This is a genomic window from Mycobacterium sp. NGS54 (genome assembly GCF_059812465.1).
On sequence record NZ_JCALCS010000008.1, the window covers coordinates 169,430 to 187,355 of the forward strand.

The window sequence follows — 17,926 nt, forward strand, 5'->3', positions numbered from 1 at the left end:
GGTTCGCGGCGGCGCCGCGCGGCGCCCCGCGCGTGGCCGACCCGGCACCCCGGGTCCGCCCGGCCGGGCCCCTAGACTGCGCTTATGGATTGCGGTACCCGCCACGACGCCGCGGCTCCGAAAGGCCTGCTCCTGATAGAGGACTGCCTGGACGCCGACGGCGGCGTCGCGTTGCCGCCGGGCACGACCCTGATATCGCTCATCGATCGCAACATCGCCAATGTCGGTGACGCCGTGGCGTATCGCTACCTGGACTACGCCCGCTCCGAGGGCCACACCTTCGAAGTGACCTGGACCCAACTGGGGGTCCGGCTGCAGGCCATCGCCGCGCGGGTGCAGCAATTCGCCGCCGAGGGCGATCGGGTGGCGATCCTGGCGCCGCAGGGCATCGATTACGTCGCCGGCTTCTACGCCGCGATCAAAGCCGGCGCCATCGCGGTGCCGCTGTTCGCACCCGAGCTGCCGGGGCACGCCGAACGGCTGCAGACCGCGCTTCGCGACTCCCAACCCGCCGCGGTGCTCACGACGGCGGCGGCGAAAGAGGCGGTCGAGAACTTCCTGGAAAGCCTGCCGGACCTGCGCAAGCCGCAGTTGATCGTCATCGACGGGGTCCCCGATTCGGCGGGGGAGCTGTTCGTCCCCGTCGAGCTGGACATCGACCGCGTGTCGCACCTGCAGTACACCTCGGGTTCGACGCGGCCACCGGTCGGCGTGGAGATCACCCACCGGGCGGTCGGTACCAACCTCGTGCAGATGATCCTCTCGATCGACCTGCTGGACCGAAACACCCACGGCGTCAGTTGGTTACCGCTCTACCACGACATGGGTCTGTCGATGATCGGCTTTCCCGCGGTGTACGGCGGGCACTCGACACTGATGGCGCCGACCGCCTTCGTCCGCAGGCCGCTGCGCTGGATCCACGCCTTGTCCGCCGGGTCGAAGCAGGGCCGGGTGGTGACCGCGGCGCCGAACTTCGCCTACGAGTGGACCGCGCAGCGCGGCTTGCCCCCGCCCGGCGACGACGTCGACCTGCGCAACGTGGTGATGATCATCGGTTCCGAACCGGTCAGCATCGACGCGATCCGGACGTTCAACAAGGCCTTCGCCCCGTACGGATTGCCGCGCACGGCGTTCAAGCCCTCCTACGGCATCGCGGAGGCGACGCTGCTCATCGCCACCATCGATGCCTCCGCCGAGGCATCCGTCGCGTATCTCGACCGCGAACAATTGAGCGCCGGTCACGCGGTGCGCGTCGACGCGGACGCCCCGAACGCCGTGGCGCAGGTGTCCTGCGGCCGGGTCGCCCGCAGCCTGTGGGCGGTGATCGTCGACCCCGACAGCGGATCCGAGCTGCCCGACGGTGAGGTCGGCGAGGTCTGGCTGCAGGGCGACAACGTCGGTCGCGGCTACTGGGGGCAGCCCGAGGAAACCCAGCTGGCCTTCGGCGCCAAGCTGCAGTCGCAGCTGGCCGAGGGCAGCCACGCGGAGGGCTCGTCGGCCGGACGAACCTGGTTGCGGACGGGGGATCTGGCCGTCTACCTCGACGGCGAGATCTACGTGACCGGCCGCATCGCGGACCTGATCACCATCGCGGGGCGCAACCACTATCCGCAAGACATCGAGGCCACCGCCGCGGAAGCCTCGCCGATGGTGCGGCGCGGGTACGTCGGCGCGTTCGCCGTCCCGGCGGACGGCGAGCAACGCCTCGTCCTGATCGCCGAACGCGCCGCCGGCACCAGCCGCGACGATCCGCAGCCGGCGATCGAGGCGATCCAGGACGCGGTGACACACCGTCATGGCGTTTCGGTCTCCGACGTGCGTTTCCTGCCGGCCGGCGCCATCCCGCGCACCACCAGCGGAAAATTAGCCCGGCGGGCCTGCCGCGCCGAATACCTCGGCGGCACACTAGGCGTGCGCTAGCTGGCATCCTGGCGGTGTGGGTTTGCTAATCCGCCTGGCCGAGCTCCTGATCGTGATCCTGCCGCTGACGGGCATGGTCATCGCGGCGGTGCGGGCGTTCGGCGCCAACAGGCGCCGCACCGAACAGCGCCACGAACTCGATCGACCGGCCGAGGCCGCGAGCATGCCGGCCGACCGCATCGTCAATAACCAAGCGGCGCAATGGCGTTCGCTACGACGCATCATTGAGGAGCACGGCCGCACCGACGCCCGATGGCTAGAGTACGAACTCGACGTCGCCAAGCTCCTCGACTTCCCGCTGATGACCGACATGCGCGACCCGCTCACGGTCGGCTTCCACAAAGCCAAGCTGCGGGCGGACTTCTTACGCCCCGTCAAAGCCGAAGACCTGCTCGACGACCGGGAGGCGGCGAGGCTGTATCAAACCGCGGTCGAGGACTACGTGACCGCGTTCAACGTCGCCGAGGCCGAGGCCATGCGCAAACGCCGCAGCGACTTCTCCCGGGAAGCCCAGCAGCGGATCGCGCGCGCCCAGAGCCTGTTACGGGTGGCGTCGGACCCCGCCGCGGCGCCGCAGGAACGCCAGAAGGCGTTCGACCTGGCCCGCAAAGAGCTCGACGGCCTCCTCGTCTTGCCGTCCACGACGCAGGCCAGCATCGAGCGCGGCATCTCCGGTCAGCTGGAGGGATGACTTTCTGCTCTTATCGACGCGCGCGGCCGAGGCGATCATGACTGCATGATCGATCACGAGTTGGACAGCGAGCACAACATCCTGCTGGTGCACCCGGAATCCGCGCTCGACAAGGACGACTTCGTCGAGCTCGCCCAGGCCGTCGACCCCCAGATCGAAGCCAACGGCGACCTCTCCGGCCTGATCATCAGCGCGCCGTCGTTCCCGGGCTGGAACAGTTTCGGGGCGATGGTCACCCACTTCCGCTTCGTGCGGGATCACCAAAAGCACATCAAAAAGGTCGCGGTCGTCACCGACTCGCACGTCGCGGATGTCGCCGAGCACCTCGGCTCACACTTCGTCTCGGCCGAGATCCGGCATTTCCCCGCGGGGCAGGTCGAGCAAGCCCGACAGTGGATCATCGGCGGCGCGTAGGCCGCCGGTCTAACCTATTACGGACCCCAAACCAGCAGATCTTCCATGCCATTGTTCATCGCGACTATGGTCGGCGACGGGCCCGTGACGTCGAAATAGATTTTGCCGGTCGCTTGTGCGCCCTGCGGGATAGTCGCTCCGCTGATCGTATTCGGACCGGCGGCCTGCCACAGGACCCGATAGTTAACGCCGCTGGCGGTCCGCGCATTGAACTGCGAAATGGCGGGGGTGACCGGGCCGCTGATCGCCTTGACGGTCGCGGTGGCTTCCCAGAGCTGGCCCGCCACCGGATAGCTCGGAATGGTGTCGGTGCTGGATTTCAGGTCGCCGACCGTCCAGCCGAGCTGCACCTGCCCCACAGAGTCGGTCATCGTCAATTCGCTACCGAGTTTGCCGGTGACGGGGTAGGCCGACTTCGCAATCGGTGCACTGGTGAAAGCGATCGTCGCCATCCCAACGATTGCCACTGCGGTCGTTATCAGCGTGGTGATCTTCATTTGCGCTCCATTACCCATTTGGGCGACCGGCCATATGAAGTCGGCCGCGTAATGGACACTTTAGGCCGCAAATGACAAAATGCTTCCAGAAAATTGGTCGGCGGACCCGTCGTCGCCGATTCGGGCATTGCTGTCGGCGAACCCATGCAACGATGATCGAATGGCCGCCATACCGGACCTGCCGGACGCGCAATCAGGTCTCGTCGGGTACCCGATCGCGCCGCCCCCGTTGCCCGGGCCCGTCACCTTCGAGCAGCGCTGGGACGACCTCACCTTCATCCATTGGCCGGTGCGGCCCGAGAGCGTCGAACGCTTCTACCCGCCCGGAACCCGACCGGACGTCTTCGCTGGCGGGATGACCTACGTCGGGCTGATCCCGTTCATGTTGAGCAGTACCAAAGTCGGCACCGCGTTCCCGCTGCCGTATTTCGGCGGCTTCGCAGAAACTAACGTCCGGCTGTATTCGATCGACGACGCCGGGCGGCACGGCGTTTTGTTCCGATCGCTGGAGACCTCCCGCCTGGCCGTCGTGCCCGTGATCCGGGCGGCGCTCGGCGTGCCCTACGTCTGGTCGCGGATGCGGGTGAGGCGACGGGGCGAGCAGATCACCTACGACAGCGTGCGCCGCTGGCCGCGGCGCGGCCTGCGCAGCCGGCTGACGGTCACCGTCGGGGAGGCGGTCGAGCCGACGCCGCTGGAGGTGTGGCTGACCGCCCGCTGGGGCGCGCACACCCGCAAGGCCGGCCGGACCTGGTGGGTGCCGAACGAGCATGAGCCATGGCCGTTTCGGCGCGCCGAGATCGTCGAGCTCAGCGACGACCTGCTCGGCGCGAGCGGAGTGCGCCCCGCCGGGGAGCGCCTGCGCCCACTGTTTTCGCCCGGTGTGCGGACCCGGTTCGGTCGCCCGTTCGCCGTCGGCTGAGCCCGCCTCAGGGGCAGCAGTAGCCGCCGTCGATCACGACGTCCGAACCGGTCATGTAGCTGGACGCCTCGCTGGCCAGGTACAGGTACAGGCCGGCGAGTTCGTCGGGCCGGCCCAAGCGGCCCAGCGGTATTTTCGGTTCCCACAGCGCATGGAGCTCGGCGAAGGGCTGGACGAGCTCGGTGAGGATGTAACCCGGGCTGACGGCGTTGACCCGAATCTTGTGGGGGGCGAACTCGACGGCCATGGCCTTGGTCAGATGAATGACCGCCGCCTTGGAGGCGCAGTAGTGACCCACCAGCTGGGGGATATTGATGATGTGGCCCGACATCGACGCGGTGGTGATGATGGACCCGCCCCGCCCTTGGCGCACCATCGCGCGGGCCGCCGCCTGCGCGGTGAGGAAGACGCCGGTCACGTTGGTGTCCTGGATGCGCTGAAACTCTTCCAGCGGCATCTCCAGCATCGGGGTGAGGGTGATGATCCCGGCGTTGCAGACCGCGATGTCGATGCTGCCCAACTCCGAGGTCACCAGGTCGACCATGGCATCGACCTGGTCGGGCCGGGTCACGTCGCAACTGACGGGCACGGCCCGCCCGCCCGCGGCGGCGAGCTCTTCGGCGACTTCCTCCAAAGCGTCTGAATGCCGTGCCGCGATGGCCACTTCCGCGCCGGCCTGAACGTAGGCCATCGCCACCTCCCTGCCGATGCCGCTGGACGCCCCGGTCACCAGAGCCCTCTTGCCGCGCAAATCAAACAGGTCCAGCACACTCATCGCATATCCCCATTCGCCAACCGTCGCCTTCAACAAAAACACGTTCTAGTGTGTCCGGCATGGGCAAATTCAGCAGGGCCGAAATCGAGCAAGCTGTCGAAAATTACACAAAAGTCGCCGAGGGTTGCAGCGCCTCGGGCGACTGGCGCCCGTTCGCCGATCTCTTCACCGAGGACGTCGTCTACACCGAGCATCACTACGGCGTCTTCCACGGCCGCGAGGCGGTGCGCGACTGGATCGTCGCGGTGATGGCCCCGTTCCCGCACATGCGCTTCCCCAGCGACTGGATCGCCTATGACGACGACAACGACGCCGTTGTCATCATGATCAAGAACCTGCTCGACCACCCGACCGACCCGGACGGCGAGCCGTTCTGGTTCCCCAACTGGACGCGGCTCGTGTACGCCGGCAACGGCCTGTTCTCCAGCGAGGAAGACATCTACAACCCCAACCGCGATGCCCCCGGGGTGGTGGGGGCGTGGCTGCAGGCCGGCGGTCAGCTGGCCTCCACGGAGTTCCTGCAGCCCAACGCGTAGCGCGAGACGCACCTACTCACGACAATTGCAATATGCAATAATTGCAATTGTCTATTGTAGTGCGTGCGGTGGAGGTGGCCAATCATGAAGATCGTCAAGAATATTCAGTCACCTACGGGACTGACCCGGTTCCTTTTCCGGGTGCCGATCCACCTTTATCGGCTCGGGCTCGGGTGGCTGTTCGGCAGCCGCCTGCTTCTGCTCAACCACACCGGGCGCGTCTCGGGCAAGCCCCGCCAGACCGTCCTCGAGGTCGCCGAACGCGACGGCGACAACTATGTCGTCGCCTCGGGCTGGGGGCCTGGGGCCGCGTGGTACCGCAACATCCTGCGCAACCCCGACGTCAGCATCCAGGTGGGGACGCGAACGATCCCCGTCACCGCCACACCGCTCGACAGGGACGAAGGGGCGCGAGTCTTTGTCCGCTATGCGTCCAGACATCGCACGGCGGCCAAGTTGGTGCTCCCGCGCGTGCTCGGATTCTCCGTCGACGGATCGGACGCGGACTTCCGCGCCGTCGGCGAAAACCTGCCCTTCGTCCGGTTCGTCCCTCGGGCACAAGTTTGAGGTGAATCGCGACGTCGCCAGGACAGTCACGGCGACGTAGCGATCGAGCGGCGGTAATCAGCATGGCCTCGAACGGCTTTCACACATCGGGCGACGATCCGGCTCGCCAACTTCCGCACTTGGTACCAGAGTGGAATCGGCGTACCGGAGCCGAAGGAATTCGCCGTGCAGACCAATGAGGATTTGGCGAGCATGCCGCTGCCGCAGGCGTTGGGTGAACTAGGCAGCTCGGCGCAGGGATTGACGTCGGCGCAGGCGCGGTCGCGGCTGCAACGCTACGGGCCCAATGAGATCACTGAGCGCCACCGCAATCCGGTGCTGGAGTTCTTGGGTTATTTCTGGGCGCCGATCCCGTGGATGATCGAGGTCGCGCTGGCATTGTCGGTGGCCGCTCGGCATTGGACCGACGCGGTGATCATCGGGGTGCTCTTGGCGATGAACGGGCTGGTGGCTTTCTCCGAGGAGCACCAGGCGGCCAACGCGGTCGCCGCGCTCAAGCAGCGGCTGGCTACCTCGGCGCGGGTGTTGCGCGACGGCGCGTGGGTGACGGTCGCGGCACGCGAGTTGGTGCCCGGCGACGTGGTGCGAGTGCGGCTAGGTGATGTGGTGCCCGCCGATCTGCGGGTGCTCGACGACGTCACGCTCGAGGTCGATCAGTCAGCGCTGACCGGCGAGTCGCTGGCTGTGAGTCGCGGGCTGGGGGAGAGCCTGTATTCCGGCTCAGTGCTGGTGCGCGGTGAGGCCGACGCGCTGGTGTGTACCACCGGCGCGGCCTCGTACATGGGAAAGACCACTGCGCTGGTAGAGACCGCGGGGACGGTCAGCCATTTTCAGCGCGCGGTATTGCGCATTGCCAATTATCTGATCGTGATCGCGGTTTCGTTGGTGACGTTGGTGGTTACGGTCTCGCTGGTCCGGGGCAATCCCGTGCTGCAGACCCTCGAGTTCGCTCTGGTCGTCACGATCGCGTCGATCCCGGTGGCGCTGCCGGCGGTGCTGTCGGTGACCATGGCCATCGGCGCGCGCCAGCTGGCGCGCCAACAGGCCGTGGTCAGCCACCTGCCGGCGGTCGAGGAACTCGGCGGCATCGACCTGTTGTGCTCGGACAAAACCGGCACCCTGACCCAAAACCGTTTGGCGGTCGCCGCCCGCTGGGCCGTCCACGGTTCCTCCGACGACGAGCTGCTGACGGTCGCCGCATTGGCCTCGCGCGCCGAAGACAACGACCTCATCGACCTGGCGGTGATAGCGGCCGCGGGCCGACGACCGCCGGTGCAGGTGGAGGAATTCATTCCCTTCGACCCGGTAAGCAAACGAACCGAAGCGCTCGTGCGCGACGCCGACGATCAGACGTTTAGGGTCAGCAAGGGCGCCCCGCAGGTCATCGCCGCATTGTGCGACGACGTCGCGGCCTCCCAGGTCGCTGACGTCGTCGAACGGTTCGCCGGCCACGGGCACCGGTCCCTGGGTGTGGCCCGGACCGACGGCGACGGTTCCTGGCGGCTGATGGGTGTGCTCGCCTTGGCCGACCCGCCTCGCGAGGACTCCGCGGCCACCATCACCGCTGCGAAAGACCTCGGCATCGACGTCAAGATGGTCACCGGTGACCAGGTCGCCATCGGTCGCGAGATCGCCCGCCAGGTCGGCCTGGGTGAGCAGATACTCGACGCCGCCGTGCTCGACGACGGCGCTGACGACGGCGATTTGGGCACCCGGGTGGAGGCCACCGACGGGTTCGCGCAGGTGTTTCCCGAACACAAATACCGCATCGTGCGGCTGTTGCAGGCGCGCGGGCACATCGTCGGGATGACCGGTGACGGTGTCAACGACGCGCCTGCGCTCAAGCAGGCCGACGCCGGCATCGCGGTGGCCGGAGCCACCGACGCGGCCCGTGCCGCCGCCGACGTGGTGTTGATGGCACCGGGGTTGTCGGTGGTCGTGGCCGCGATCGGCCAGGCCCGTGAAATCTTCGCCCGGCTGACCAGCTATGCCACCTACCGCATCGCCGAAACCGTCCGGGTGCTGCTGCTGATCACCGTGGCGGTGGTGTTGATGAACTTCTTCCCGGTCACCGCCGCGATGATCGTGTTTCTAGCGGTACTCAACGACGGCGCGATCCTGTCCATCGCCTACGACCATGTGCGCGGATCGCCCAAGCCGGTGAAGTGGGACATGCGCAGGGTGCTCACCATCGCCACCGTGCTGGGCCTCATCGGCGTCGTTGCGACTTTCGTGCTTTTCTTCCTCGCCGACAAGGTGTTTGGGCTGAGCCACGACGTGATCCGCACCCTGATCTACCTCAAACTGTCGGTCGCCGGCCAGCTGACCATCTTCCTGACCCGCGCCCGGGGCCCGTTCTGGTCGCGGCCCGCACCCGCACCACTGATGCTCGGCGCGGTCGCGGTAGCGCAAGTCATCGCGACCCTGATCGCCGTCTACGGGGTGGCGATGACCCCAATCGGGTGGCGGTGGGCCGGCCTGGTGTGGGCGTACGCGGTGACATGGTTCCTATTAAATGACCGGATCAAGCTCGCTGCTTATTACTGGCTCGATCACAGCCGATCGCGTGAACCCGCAACACCCGATCGGGGTTGAGTTGACCGACTGGGAGCCAGCGAATCATCACCGCGGCGGGCTTTCGCCGCAAATCGCAGCGCGTGTCTACGACAGAATCGGACGGCTCCAAGACACCCAAAACGCGTTCGAACGATCCGCGCTTGACCGGCTGATAGCCACTGCGCGTTTCGAGACCGCCACCTCGGTCTTCGAATTGGGTCCTGGGACCGGAAGTTTGGCCCGGCGGCTGCTCAACGACCACCTCACGCCAACGTGCGCATACCTCGGCGTGGACGTCAGCTCGCGGATGGTCGAACTCGCCCGCCACCGCCTCGCCGCCTTCACCCATCGGGCCAAGGTCATTCACAGCGACGGAACCCTGCCGCTGCCCGCGCCTGACCGCTCGGCCGACAGGTTCATCGCTGCCTACGTCTTCGATTTGCTCCGACGCGACTACGCAGCACAGGTCGTCGATGAGGCCCACCGTCTGCTTGTCCCCGGCGGACTGGCCTGTCTGACGAGCCTGACGAATGGACGGTCGACCCGTTCACGACTGATATCGCGCGGCTGGCACGGAATTTCGCGAGTCGCCCCCCGGCTCGTTGGCGGATGTCGCCCCATCGATTTGCGACGCCTCTTCGATTCGGCCAGCTGGAATGTCGATGAGGACGTCGTCATCGAGTCCTGGGGCGTTCCCTCCCAGGTCCTTGTCGCCACCGCCCGCGGGTGAGCGCCCGTCTTGCGTCCGTTTATCGACACCTGAAACCTGCTGGGCTGCAACGAATGCCAGGGCCTCGTCCAGCAGCGACGGCCAGGCTTCCCAGGAGTCCGCGCCGATTGAGGCCCATTCGCGAAAGCGACGACCGGACGGCGCGAAGGACTCGGCCGCGCCGGATTGGACGAGTTGGTCGACCCTGGCCGTGGCCAACTTCACGACGAGCGCACTGCTGCGCCGGTCGAATGACGCGAAGAATCGGCCGCCGACCCGCAGGCAGGGGAGGCCCATCATGGTCGACCGCGTGACCGTGGCACCTGTCAACAACGGTTCGGCGACCGCCCAGAAGTCAGCCTCGGTTAGGTTGTCGGTCACCGGGTTAGCTCCTCGCGAGTTGGCACCCGACGGTCGGCCCATGGATCGGCGCCGACGTCTTGCCCCTCGGCGTCGCGGCGAAGCCGGTCGAGGTAGTGAGCCCAACCCCCGTCATGGGCGTCGGCGGCGCCATCCTCGAGACCGCGGTGCACCAGCTTGACAAGTGTTGTGCCATCGGGCTGCGCGATGAGGTCGATCTCGACGGTGGTTGAACCGGGCGGGATCCCGACGTCGGTCCGCTCCCATCCGTAGGTGAAGACGATCCGGCGTGGCGGCTCGACCTCGATGTAGCGACCGGACACCGTGTCACCGTTGGGATGCGTCCAGCGGACGACGCCGCCGGGGATGGCGTCCAGCAGCGCATCCTCGGCCATCCATCGCCCGAATTGCACCGGGTCGGTGAACAATTCGAAGACACGCTGGGGGCTGGCCCGCACCAGTAACTGCTGGACGACCAGCTTCATCGCGATTCGCTTTCCGCCACCGCGCGCAGCCGTTCCAGCGGCGCGGCCCAGAAGTCGTCGAGCAGCGCCGCCACCTCGGCGACCCGAGTCAGGTCGGCGCGATAGAGCCGCCGGGTCGCGTCGACACGGACGTCGATCAATCCGGCGTCCCGCAGGACCTTGAGGTGTTGGCTCGCAGCCGATTTCGACAGACCCGCGGCCTCGGCGAGCGCGGATGCGGGGCGCTCTTGATCCCACACCAAACGCAACATCGTCCTTCGGCCAGGATGCGCCAACGCCCTGATGGCAGCCTCCACAGCCGGCTCGGTCATGTCGTCCGGCCCATCGCCGCCAGCAACCGATCCTGTGACGACGCGCCCTCGCCGAGCATCACCTCGGGACCGACAATCCCGGCTTCCCGCCCGCGCCTTGGCATGTCGGGCAAGAACATCGCGGCGCACGCCTCCACCAACTCCGCATCGAGCCGGTCGTCCTGGCCCGTCGCGCGGGCCAGGTCCCAGGTGTGGATCAGAACATCCATAAACGTGCCGGCGACCGCCTCGGCCACCGACCACTCGAAGCCGAGCGGAGAGACACAAACGCGCTCCATCGCTCCAGGAGATTCCAAGGCGGTCAGGACGCGGTCCACACACGTCCGGTAATTCCTGTCTGACACGGCGAACGGGACTTTCGGCGCACCCGTCGCTGCGGCGAGCAGATATTCCGCGCCGCCGATCAGGTGATCGATCAATTGCCGCACCGACCACTCCGAACAGGGTGTCGGACAGCCCATTTGGTCGTCCCTGACCGCGTCCACGACCGCGCCGGCCCGATCGGTCGCAGCGCGGTACAGAAACAGGGGGTCGGGCGGACCGTTGTTAAGCATCTCCTAAATTTAGGAGTCGCTAAACAAGCCTGTCAAGGGGTAGCGGCATGACGCCTAGCCGGAGGGGACCGTAGCGGCGGGCGTGAGCCGCCTGCGCCGCCGCGACCGCACCGCGGCCAGCGCCTGCTCCCACGCCAGCATCGTGGTGGCCTTGAGGTTGGCCGGCTTGGCGCTGTCCTTCGAGAGCAGCGCCGTGGCGGCGGCTTTTGTGGTGGGCGACGCCTTCGACATGTGGCCGGAGTCGAACGGGGGTTGCGGGTCGTACTCGATCGCGAGCTGGATCGCCTTCGCGCGGCCCTCGCCGCCGATCTGGCCGGCCAGCCAGAACGCCAGGTCAAGCCCGGCGGACACGCCCGCGCTGGTGACGACGTCGCCCTCGTGCACCACCCGCTCGTCGGTGACCGGGATGGCGCCGAATCCCTTCAGCAATGGAATTGCCAGCCAGTGCGACGTCGCGCGCCGACCCTCGAGCAGGCCGGCGGCCGCGAGGATCACCGAGCCCGAACACACCGACGTCGTCCAGGTCGCGGTCCGGTGCGCGCGGCGCAGCCACTCGAGCAGCGCCTCGTCGCGTGCGTGCACCGGGGTGGACGGGCCGCCCGGTACCAGAATGATGTCGGGGGAAGGGGTTTCGGCCAGCGAGTGGGTGGCGCCGATGACCAGCACACCGGAGTCGGCGGTGATCGGTCCGGATTCGTGCCACACGAACCGCACCTCGGCGTCGGGCAGGTTGCGCAGCACCTCGTAGGGGCCGATCATGTCCAGCGCGGTGAATCCGGGATAGGCCACGAATGCGATCTGGGTCATCGCTTCTTTCCTCTCTTGTTTAGGCGAAAGCCTTGCGGTACTGATCCGGCGAGATGCCGATGCGCCGAATGAAGTTGCGCCGCATGGTTTCCGCGGTGCCGAAGCCGCACCGGGTGGCGATGGCCACGACGGTGTCGTCGGTCTCCTCCAACTGGCGGCGCGCGGCCTCGGTGCGGATGCGCTCGACGTACTGCCCGGGCGCCTCGCCCACCTCGTCGGTGAACACCCGGGTGAAATGGCGCGGGCTCATTGCGGCGCGGCGGGCCAGATCGCCGATGCTGTGCTGGCCGCCCGGTTCGGCGTCGATGGCCTCCTGCACCTGGCGGACCGAGGTGCGCTTGGCGCGCGGCATCCACACCGGGGCGGCGAATTGCGTCTGCCCGCCGGGGCGGCGCAAATACAGGACGAGCCAGCGGGCGACGGTCTGGGCGACCTCGGTGCCGTGGTCGTCCTCGACCAGCGAGAGCGCGAGGTCGATGCCGGCGGTGACGCCCGCGGCCGTCCATACCGTGTCCGAGCTACGGACGAAGATCGGGTCGGGGTCGACGTCGACGGCGGGGAACTCGCGGGCCAGTCGCCCGGCGAACGCCCAGTGCGTGGTCGCCCGCCGGCCATCCAACAGCCCCGCCTCGGCGGCGAGGAACGCGCCGGTGCAGACGGTGACGACGCGGCGCGCGTTTCCGGTCACCCGCTTGATCCAGCCCACCAACTCGGAATCGGATCGCGCCGCGTCGACCCCGCCGCCGCCGGGCAGCACCACCGTGTCGATCGGTTCGCTCGGGTCGGGCAGCCGGGTGGTGAGGAAGGCCAGGCCGGTGGCGGTGGTGACGGGCCGGCCGTCCACCGACGCCAGTTCGACGGCGTACCCGCCGGCGGTCAGCGTCGACGCACCGGTGAACACGTCGTGGGGTCCCACGACGTCGAGCGCCTGAACGCCCGGAAAGCCGACGATCACCACCCTGCGAGCCATGGATTCAGTCTCGGCCAGACCGGGTCATGGCGTCTACGCCAGGTATCCCACGAATTAGGACATGCCGACCTGACCCGAGGCGCCCCCACCGGGCTTGGCAGACTGTGCGCATGGCACAGATAACCTTGCGTGGAAACCCGATCAACACCGTCGGCGAGCTGCCGGCCGTCGGATCTTCGGCCCCGGCCTTCAATTTGGTCGGAACGGACTTGGGCGCGATCGGCAACGACCAGTACAGCGGTAAGCCCGTGGTGCTGAACATCTTTCCGTCCATCGACACCCCGGTGTGCGCGACCAGCGTGAGGACCTTCAACGAGCGCGCCGCCGCGACCGGCGCCTCGGTGCTGTGCGTGTCGAACGATCTGCCGTTCGCACAGGCGCGATTCTGCGGCGCGGAGGGCATCGAGAACGTCAAGACGGGCTCGGCGTTCCGGGACAACTTCGGCAAGGACTACGGCGTCAGCATCGTCGACGGCCCGATGGCCGGGCTGCTCGCGCGCGCGGTGGTCGTGATCGGCGCCGACGGCAACGTCGCGTACACCGAGCTGGTGCCGGAGATCGCGCAGGAGCCCGACTACGACGCGGCGCTGGCCGCGGTCGGCTGACTTTCTACAGTCCCAGCAACCGCACCGACTGCGTCCGCATGTCCACCTTGCGGACCTTTCCGGTGGCCGTCATCGGGAATCCGTCAACGATGTGGACATAGCGCGGGATTTTGTGATGCGCGAGTTTTCCGGCGCTGAATGCGCGCACCGCGCGCGCGTCCAGCGGCGGACGGTCCGGCCGCATCTTGATCCACGCGCAAAGCTCCTCGCCGAACGTGTCGTCGGGAACGCCGATCACCTGCACGTCGTCGACGTCGGGGTGGGTGTGCAGGAAGTCCTCGATTTCCCGGGGGTACAGGTTCTCCCCGCCGCGGATGACCATGTCCTTGATGCGCCCGACGATCACGCAGTACCCGTCGTCCCGCATCACCGCGAGATCGCCGGTGTGCATCCAGCCGTCGTCGTCGATGACCTCGCGCGTCCTCTCGTCGTCGTTCCAATAACCCAGCATCACCGAATAGCCGCGAGTGCACAGCTCGCCCGGCCGGCCGCGGCGCACGAGTCCGCCGGTGTCGGGGTCGGCGATCTTCACCTCGACGTGCGGGTGTGCGCGGCCGATCGTGGTGGTTCGCCGCCGCAGGTCGTCGTCGATCAGCGTCTGGCAGGACACCGGCGAGGTCTCGGTCATGCCGTAGGCGATCGACACCTGTGACATGTTCAGCTCGTCGACGCAGCGTTTCATGACCTCCGCCGGGCAGGAAGCACCTGCCATGATCCCGGTCCGTAACGACGACACGTCGCGCCGAGCGATGTCGGGATCCCCGAGGATCGCGATGAACATCGTGGGCACGCCGTAGAGCCCGGTGCAGCGCTCCGTTTCGATCGCCGCCAGCGTCGCGGCGGGATCGAACCCGGGGGCGGGTATCACCATGGTCGCGCCGTGGGACGTACAGCCCAGGTTGCCCATCACCATGCCGAAGCAGTGGTAGAACGGCACCGGGATGCACAAGCGGTCCCCGGGCCCGAGCCCGATGAGCTCGGTGACGAAGAAGCCGTTGTTGAGGATGTTGCGGTGCGAGAGCGTCGCGGCCTTGGGCGAACCGGTTGTGCCCGAGGTGTACTGGATGTTGATCGGGTCCACCGGACTCAGCGCGCCCATTCGGCGACGCAATTCGTCACCCGTTACCTGATCGGCGCGCCGCCGCAATCGCTCCCAGTCGTCCGTGCCCAGAAACACGGCGTCGACCAATTCGGGTACCTCGCAACGGACCTCGTCTACCATCTGGCGGTAGTCGGAGCTCCTGAAGGTAGCCGCGGACACCAACATCCGGGCGCCCGAATCGCGCAGCACATGAGACAACTCGTGCGTTCGATACGCGGGATTGACCGTGACCAGGATCGCGCCGATTTTGGCGGTGGCGTACTGCAGGATCGTCCACTCCGGGCAATTGGGGGACCAGATACCGACCCTGTCCCCGCGCCGGACGCCGGATGCCATCAATGCCCGCGCCAGACAATCGATCTCGGCGTTGAGTTCGGCATAGGTCCAGCGCCGGCCGCCGGTCACGTCGACGAGCGCGTCGAGATCGGGGTATGTCAGCGCGGTGCGCTCGAAGTTGGCCCCGACCGTCTCGTCTAGCAGGGGAGTGTCGACGGGTCCCGCGTCGTAGGAGTTCACGGCGCGTACTCGCGGCGCAGATCGGTCTTGAGCACCTTGCCGCTGCCGTTGCGCGGCAACGCATCCACGACGACGACGCGGCGGGGTCGCTTGTACGGGGCGAGGTGACCGCGGCAGTGCGCCTCGATCTCGTCGTCGGTCGGCGGATCCGTTGGGTCGCGCGGCACGATCACGGCCATCGGGGTCTCGCCCCATTTCGGGTCCGGGACGCCGATGACCGAAACCTCGGCGACCTTGACGTGCGCGGCCACGACGTTCTCCACCTCGGCGCTGTAGATGTTCTCGCCGCCGGAGATGATCATGTCTTTCTTGCGGTCCACGACGTAGATGTATCCGTCGGCGTCCCGCCGGACCAGGTCGCCGGAATGAAACCAGCCGCCGCGGAACGCCTCCGCGGTCTCGGCGGACCTGTTCCAGTACTCCTTCATCACCAGCGGTCCGAGATAGACGATCTCGCCGATTTCGCCCCGCGGGACGTCATTCATCTCGTCGTCGACGATGCGCACTTCGACGTTGAGCATCGGGGTGCCCACGGATCCGATCTTGCGAAGGGCGTCCTCGCCGCGCAGTAGGCAGGTGATGGGGCTGCACTCGGTCTGCCCGAAAGCCGCAACGACCTCGGCGCCCGGAAATGCGTCGAACATTTTGCGCAGCAACGTGGTTGACGCGGGCGCCGCGCCCCACCAAACCCGTCGCAGGCGGCTGAGGTCCAACGAGCCGAGACCCGGCCATGCGCAGACCAGCTGCCACTGCGCCGGCGTCATCCAGCAGGAGGTGACTTTCTGGTCGACGACCGTTCGCATGGCGGCCTCCGGGTCGAAGCCGCCCGACGGCGGGACGACGACCGTGCCGCCGGTCAGGAGCGTGGGGAACATCCCCGACACACCGGCGACGTGGAACAGCGGCGCGTGCGCCAGCCAGCAGTTGTCGTCCCCGCGCAGCCCGAGCGTGGCGATCACGCTCACGGCGTGCACGAACAGGTTGCGGTGGGTGATGACCGCGCCCTTCGGAAAGCCGGTGGTGCCCGAGGTGTACATGATGAACGCGGGGGCCTCGTCCGCAGCCGCGACGCCGGCGGCAGCACCGTCCGCCGCGGCGATTTCGTCCTCGAGACCCCCACCGATCGTGAGGACGGCCCGCACCGATGGCGCGTTGGCGCGGGCCCTCGCGACGGCCGCTGCGCACGGCGGGTCGACGACCACCGCAATCGAACCGCTGTCGGCGAGCACGTAGGCGATCTCGTCGGCGGCGAGCCGGAAGTTGACGGGCACCGCGACAGCCCCCAGACGCAGTGCGGCAAACCAGGCTTCGATCAGCTCAAGACGATTCAGTCCGACCACCGCGACCCGATCACCGTGCCGGACACCGTTCGCCGACAGCACGTTCGCCAGGCGGTCGACCCGCTCGTCGAGTTCGGCGAAGGTGCATCGCCGGCGCGGGTCGACGAATGCGAGGCTGCCGGGCCGGACGCGCGCGTGCCGGGCCAAGACGTCGCTGAGGGTGATGCCACCGCCGGCCCCGTGATCCATTGCGGTTCCTACAGGCCCACTCGGTCGGCGAGCAGCGCCCGGTGCCGCGCGCTGCTGCCGAAGATCGCTTGGGTGGTCTTGGCCCGGCGGAAGTACAGGTGCAGATCGTGTTCCCAGGTAAAGGCGATGCCGCCGTGGATTTGGATGGCGGTGCCGGCGCAGAGCACATAGGTGTCCGCGGCCTGCGCCTTGACCAGCGGAGCCGCGACGTGCAGCTCGTCACCGTGGGTGGCCGTCATCGCGGCGAACATCGTGGCCGCGCGAGTCGCATCGATTTCGATCAGCATGTCGGCGCAGGCGTGTTTGATCGCCTGGAATGATCCGATCGTGCGGTCGAATTGCTTTCGGCTGCGGGCGTATTCGACCGAGAGCTCGAGGCAGGCCTCGGCGCCACCGAGCATCTCGGCGGCCAGCAGCATCCGCGCCACGTCCAGGACCCGTTGGACGTCGTCGGGGGATCCCCCAGCCAAGGCTTCCGCCGGGGCCTGCGTCAGCCGGAGCCTGGCGACGGGACGGGTGATGTCGAACGAGGGCAGCGGGACGACCGTGACCCCGGGGGAGTCGGCGGTCACCACGTGCAGCACCACGGCACCGTCGGCGACCGCCGGAACCACGAACACGCCGGCCGCCTGCCCGTGCAGCACCGGGGCGCACTCCCCGCTGAGCACCGTACGACCGTCGAGTCGATGGGCCCGTACCGTCGCCTCCGCCGGCTCGAGGATGTTGTGGCTACCGGCCGCGAGCGTCCCGATCTTTTCGCCGGTGAGCAGACCGGTGAGCAGGCTCTTGCGCTGCTCCTCGTCGCCCAATGTCAGGATCGCGTCGATCGCAAACGTCGTGGCCGCGAAGGGGACGGGAGCCAGCGTCCGGCCGAGCTCGCCGAAGGCGATCGCGGTTTCGACCAGGGTCGCGCCGAGCCCGCCGTACTCCGGCGGCGTGTGCAGCGCGGGCAGCTCCATCTCGCCGCACAGCCGCCGCCAGAGCCTTCCGTCGTGACCGCCGGAGGCGGCCACGTCACGCAGGCGCCGCGGCTGATCGCGAAGCAATCCGCGCAGCGATGCCCGGAAGTCGTCCTGTTCGGTGCTGTAACGGAAATCCAC

The 17,926-nt window shown here is 67.6% G+C and carries 19 protein-coding genes; 9 read left to right on the forward strand and 10 right to left on the reverse strand.

Annotation, left to right across the window (positions count from 1 at the left end; all coding sequences use genetic code 11):
- The first annotated feature begins 84 nt into the window (after positions 1-84).
- Genes AC5Y5E_RS25445 through AC5Y5E_RS25455 form a run of 3 tightly spaced genes read left to right on the forward strand, consistent with a single transcriptional unit; the run spans position 85 to position 3,025 of the window.
- Positions 85-1,920: a fatty acyl-AMP ligase gene (locus tag AC5Y5E_RS25445; protein ID WP_499905988.1), complete on the forward strand. Its 1,836-nt coding sequence runs from the start codon at positions 85-87 to the stop codon at positions 1,918-1,920.
- A 16-nt stretch (positions 1,921-1,936) separates the two neighbouring features.
- Positions 1,937-2,611 (forward strand): hypothetical protein, encoded by a 675-nt coding sequence (locus tag AC5Y5E_RS25450; RefSeq protein WP_499905990.1) that lies wholly within the window; start codon positions 1,937-1,939, stop codon positions 2,609-2,611.
- A gap of 45 nt (positions 2,612-2,656) precedes the next feature.
- Positions 2,657-3,025 (forward strand): SpoIIAA family protein, encoded by a 369-nt coding sequence (locus tag AC5Y5E_RS25455; protein ID WP_499905991.1) that lies wholly within the window; start codon positions 2,657-2,659, stop codon positions 3,023-3,025.
- Between the two features lie 17 nt (positions 3,026-3,042).
- Here the strand turns inward: AC5Y5E_RS25455 and AC5Y5E_RS25460 are convergent, their stop codons facing one another.
- Complete coding sequence (locus tag AC5Y5E_RS25460; RefSeq protein WP_499905992.1) at positions 3,043-3,522, reverse strand: MPT63 family protein; 480 nt, start codon at positions 3,520-3,522, stop codon at positions 3,043-3,045.
- Positions 3,523-3,682: 160 nt separating this feature from the next.
- On the opposite strand from AC5Y5E_RS25460, the gene AC5Y5E_RS25465 reads away from it, so the two are divergent.
- Complete coding sequence (locus tag AC5Y5E_RS25465) at positions 3,683-4,444, forward strand: YqjF family protein (RefSeq protein ID WP_499905993.1); 762 nt, start codon at positions 3,683-3,685, stop codon at positions 4,442-4,444.
- Between the two features lie 7 nt (positions 4,445-4,451).
- Here the strand turns inward: AC5Y5E_RS25465 and AC5Y5E_RS25470 are convergent, their stop codons facing one another.
- Positions 4,452-5,219: an SDR family oxidoreductase gene (locus AC5Y5E_RS25470; protein WP_499905995.1), complete on the reverse strand. Its 768-nt coding sequence runs from the start codon at positions 5,217-5,219 to the stop codon at positions 4,452-4,454.
- Between the two features lie 59 nt (positions 5,220-5,278).
- Here AC5Y5E_RS25470 and AC5Y5E_RS25475 point away from each other — a divergent pair, with 59 nt between their 5' ends.
- The 4 genes from AC5Y5E_RS25475 to AC5Y5E_RS25490 all read left to right on the forward strand — a co-directional run bounded on the left by AC5Y5E_RS25475 (position 5,279) and on the right by AC5Y5E_RS25490 (position 9,608).
- Entirely contained in the window at positions 5,279-5,755 is a 477-nt protein-coding gene (locus AC5Y5E_RS25475; protein ID WP_499905996.1) for a nuclear transport factor 2 family protein, read from the forward strand.
- Between the two features lie 84 nt (positions 5,756-5,839).
- Positions 5,840-6,322, forward strand: a complete 483-nt coding sequence (locus tag AC5Y5E_RS25480; protein WP_499905998.1) for a nitroreductase family deazaflavin-dependent oxidoreductase — start codon at positions 5,840-5,842, stop codon at positions 6,320-6,322.
- Between the two features lie 192 nt (positions 6,323-6,514).
- On the forward strand, positions 6,515-8,917 hold the full coding sequence (locus tag AC5Y5E_RS25485) for a plasma-membrane proton-efflux P-type ATPase (protein WP_499906379.1): 2,403 nt from the start codon (positions 6,515-6,517) through the stop codon (positions 8,915-8,917).
- Positions 8,838-9,608, forward strand: coding sequence for a class I SAM-dependent methyltransferase (locus AC5Y5E_RS25490; protein ID WP_499906000.1), 771 nt, complete (start codon positions 8,838-8,840; stop codon positions 9,606-9,608). Before AC5Y5E_RS25485 ends, AC5Y5E_RS25490 begins: the two co-directional genes overlap by 80 nt.
- Positions 9,609-9,964: 356 nt before the next feature.
- Here the strand turns inward: AC5Y5E_RS25490 and AC5Y5E_RS25495 are convergent, their stop codons facing one another.
- Genes AC5Y5E_RS25495 through AC5Y5E_RS25515 form a run of 5 tightly spaced genes read right to left on the reverse strand, consistent with a single transcriptional unit; the run spans position 9,965 to position 13,074 of the window.
- Entirely contained in the window at positions 9,965-10,432 is a 468-nt protein-coding gene (locus AC5Y5E_RS25495) for an SRPBCC family protein (RefSeq protein WP_499906001.1), read from the reverse strand.
- Complete coding sequence (locus AC5Y5E_RS25500; RefSeq protein ID WP_499906003.1) at positions 10,429-10,743, reverse strand: ArsR/SmtB family transcription factor; 315 nt, start codon at positions 10,741-10,743, stop codon at positions 10,429-10,431. The genes AC5Y5E_RS25495 and AC5Y5E_RS25500 overlap by 4 nt, the downstream gene beginning before the upstream one ends.
- Entirely contained in the window at positions 10,740-11,297 is a 558-nt protein-coding gene (locus AC5Y5E_RS25505; protein ID WP_499906005.1) for a TIGR03086 family metal-binding protein, read from the reverse strand. The genes AC5Y5E_RS25500 and AC5Y5E_RS25505 overlap by 4 nt, the downstream gene beginning before the upstream one ends.
- 54 nt (positions 11,298-11,351) lie before the next feature.
- Positions 11,352-12,104, reverse strand: coding sequence for a DJ-1/PfpI family protein (locus AC5Y5E_RS25510; protein WP_499906007.1), 753 nt, complete (start codon positions 12,102-12,104; stop codon positions 11,352-11,354).
- A gap of 19 nt (positions 12,105-12,123) precedes the next feature.
- Positions 12,124-13,074 (reverse strand): GlxA family transcriptional regulator, encoded by a 951-nt coding sequence (locus AC5Y5E_RS25515; protein WP_499906009.1) that lies wholly within the window; start codon positions 13,072-13,074, stop codon positions 12,124-12,126.
- Positions 13,075-13,184: 110 nt separating this feature from the next.
- Here AC5Y5E_RS25515 and tpx point away from each other — a divergent pair, with 110 nt between their 5' ends.
- Positions 13,185-13,679, forward strand: a complete 495-nt coding sequence (tpx, locus tag AC5Y5E_RS25520) for a thiol peroxidase (protein WP_499906010.1) — start codon at positions 13,185-13,187, stop codon at positions 13,677-13,679.
- A gap of 4 nt (positions 13,680-13,683) precedes the next feature.
- Here the strand turns inward: tpx and AC5Y5E_RS25525 are convergent, their stop codons facing one another.
- Genes AC5Y5E_RS25525 through AC5Y5E_RS25535 form a run of 3 tightly spaced genes read right to left on the reverse strand, consistent with a single transcriptional unit; the run spans position 13,684 to position 17,926 of the window.
- The gene (locus AC5Y5E_RS25525) at positions 13,684-15,297 is read right to left on the reverse strand and encodes an AMP-binding protein (RefSeq protein ID WP_499906011.1); all 1,614 of its coding nucleotides are present in this window, start codon (positions 15,295-15,297) and stop codon (positions 13,684-13,686) included.
- Positions 15,294-16,826, reverse strand: coding sequence for an acyl-CoA synthetase (locus AC5Y5E_RS25530; protein ID WP_499906013.1), 1,533 nt, complete (start codon positions 16,824-16,826; stop codon positions 15,294-15,296). The genes AC5Y5E_RS25525 and AC5Y5E_RS25530 overlap by 4 nt, the downstream gene beginning before the upstream one ends.
- 8 nt (positions 16,827-16,834) lie before the next feature.
- Positions 16,835-17,926 (reverse strand): acyl-CoA dehydrogenase family protein, encoded by a 1,092-nt coding sequence (locus tag AC5Y5E_RS25535; protein WP_499906014.1) that lies wholly within the window; start codon positions 17,924-17,926, stop codon positions 16,835-16,837.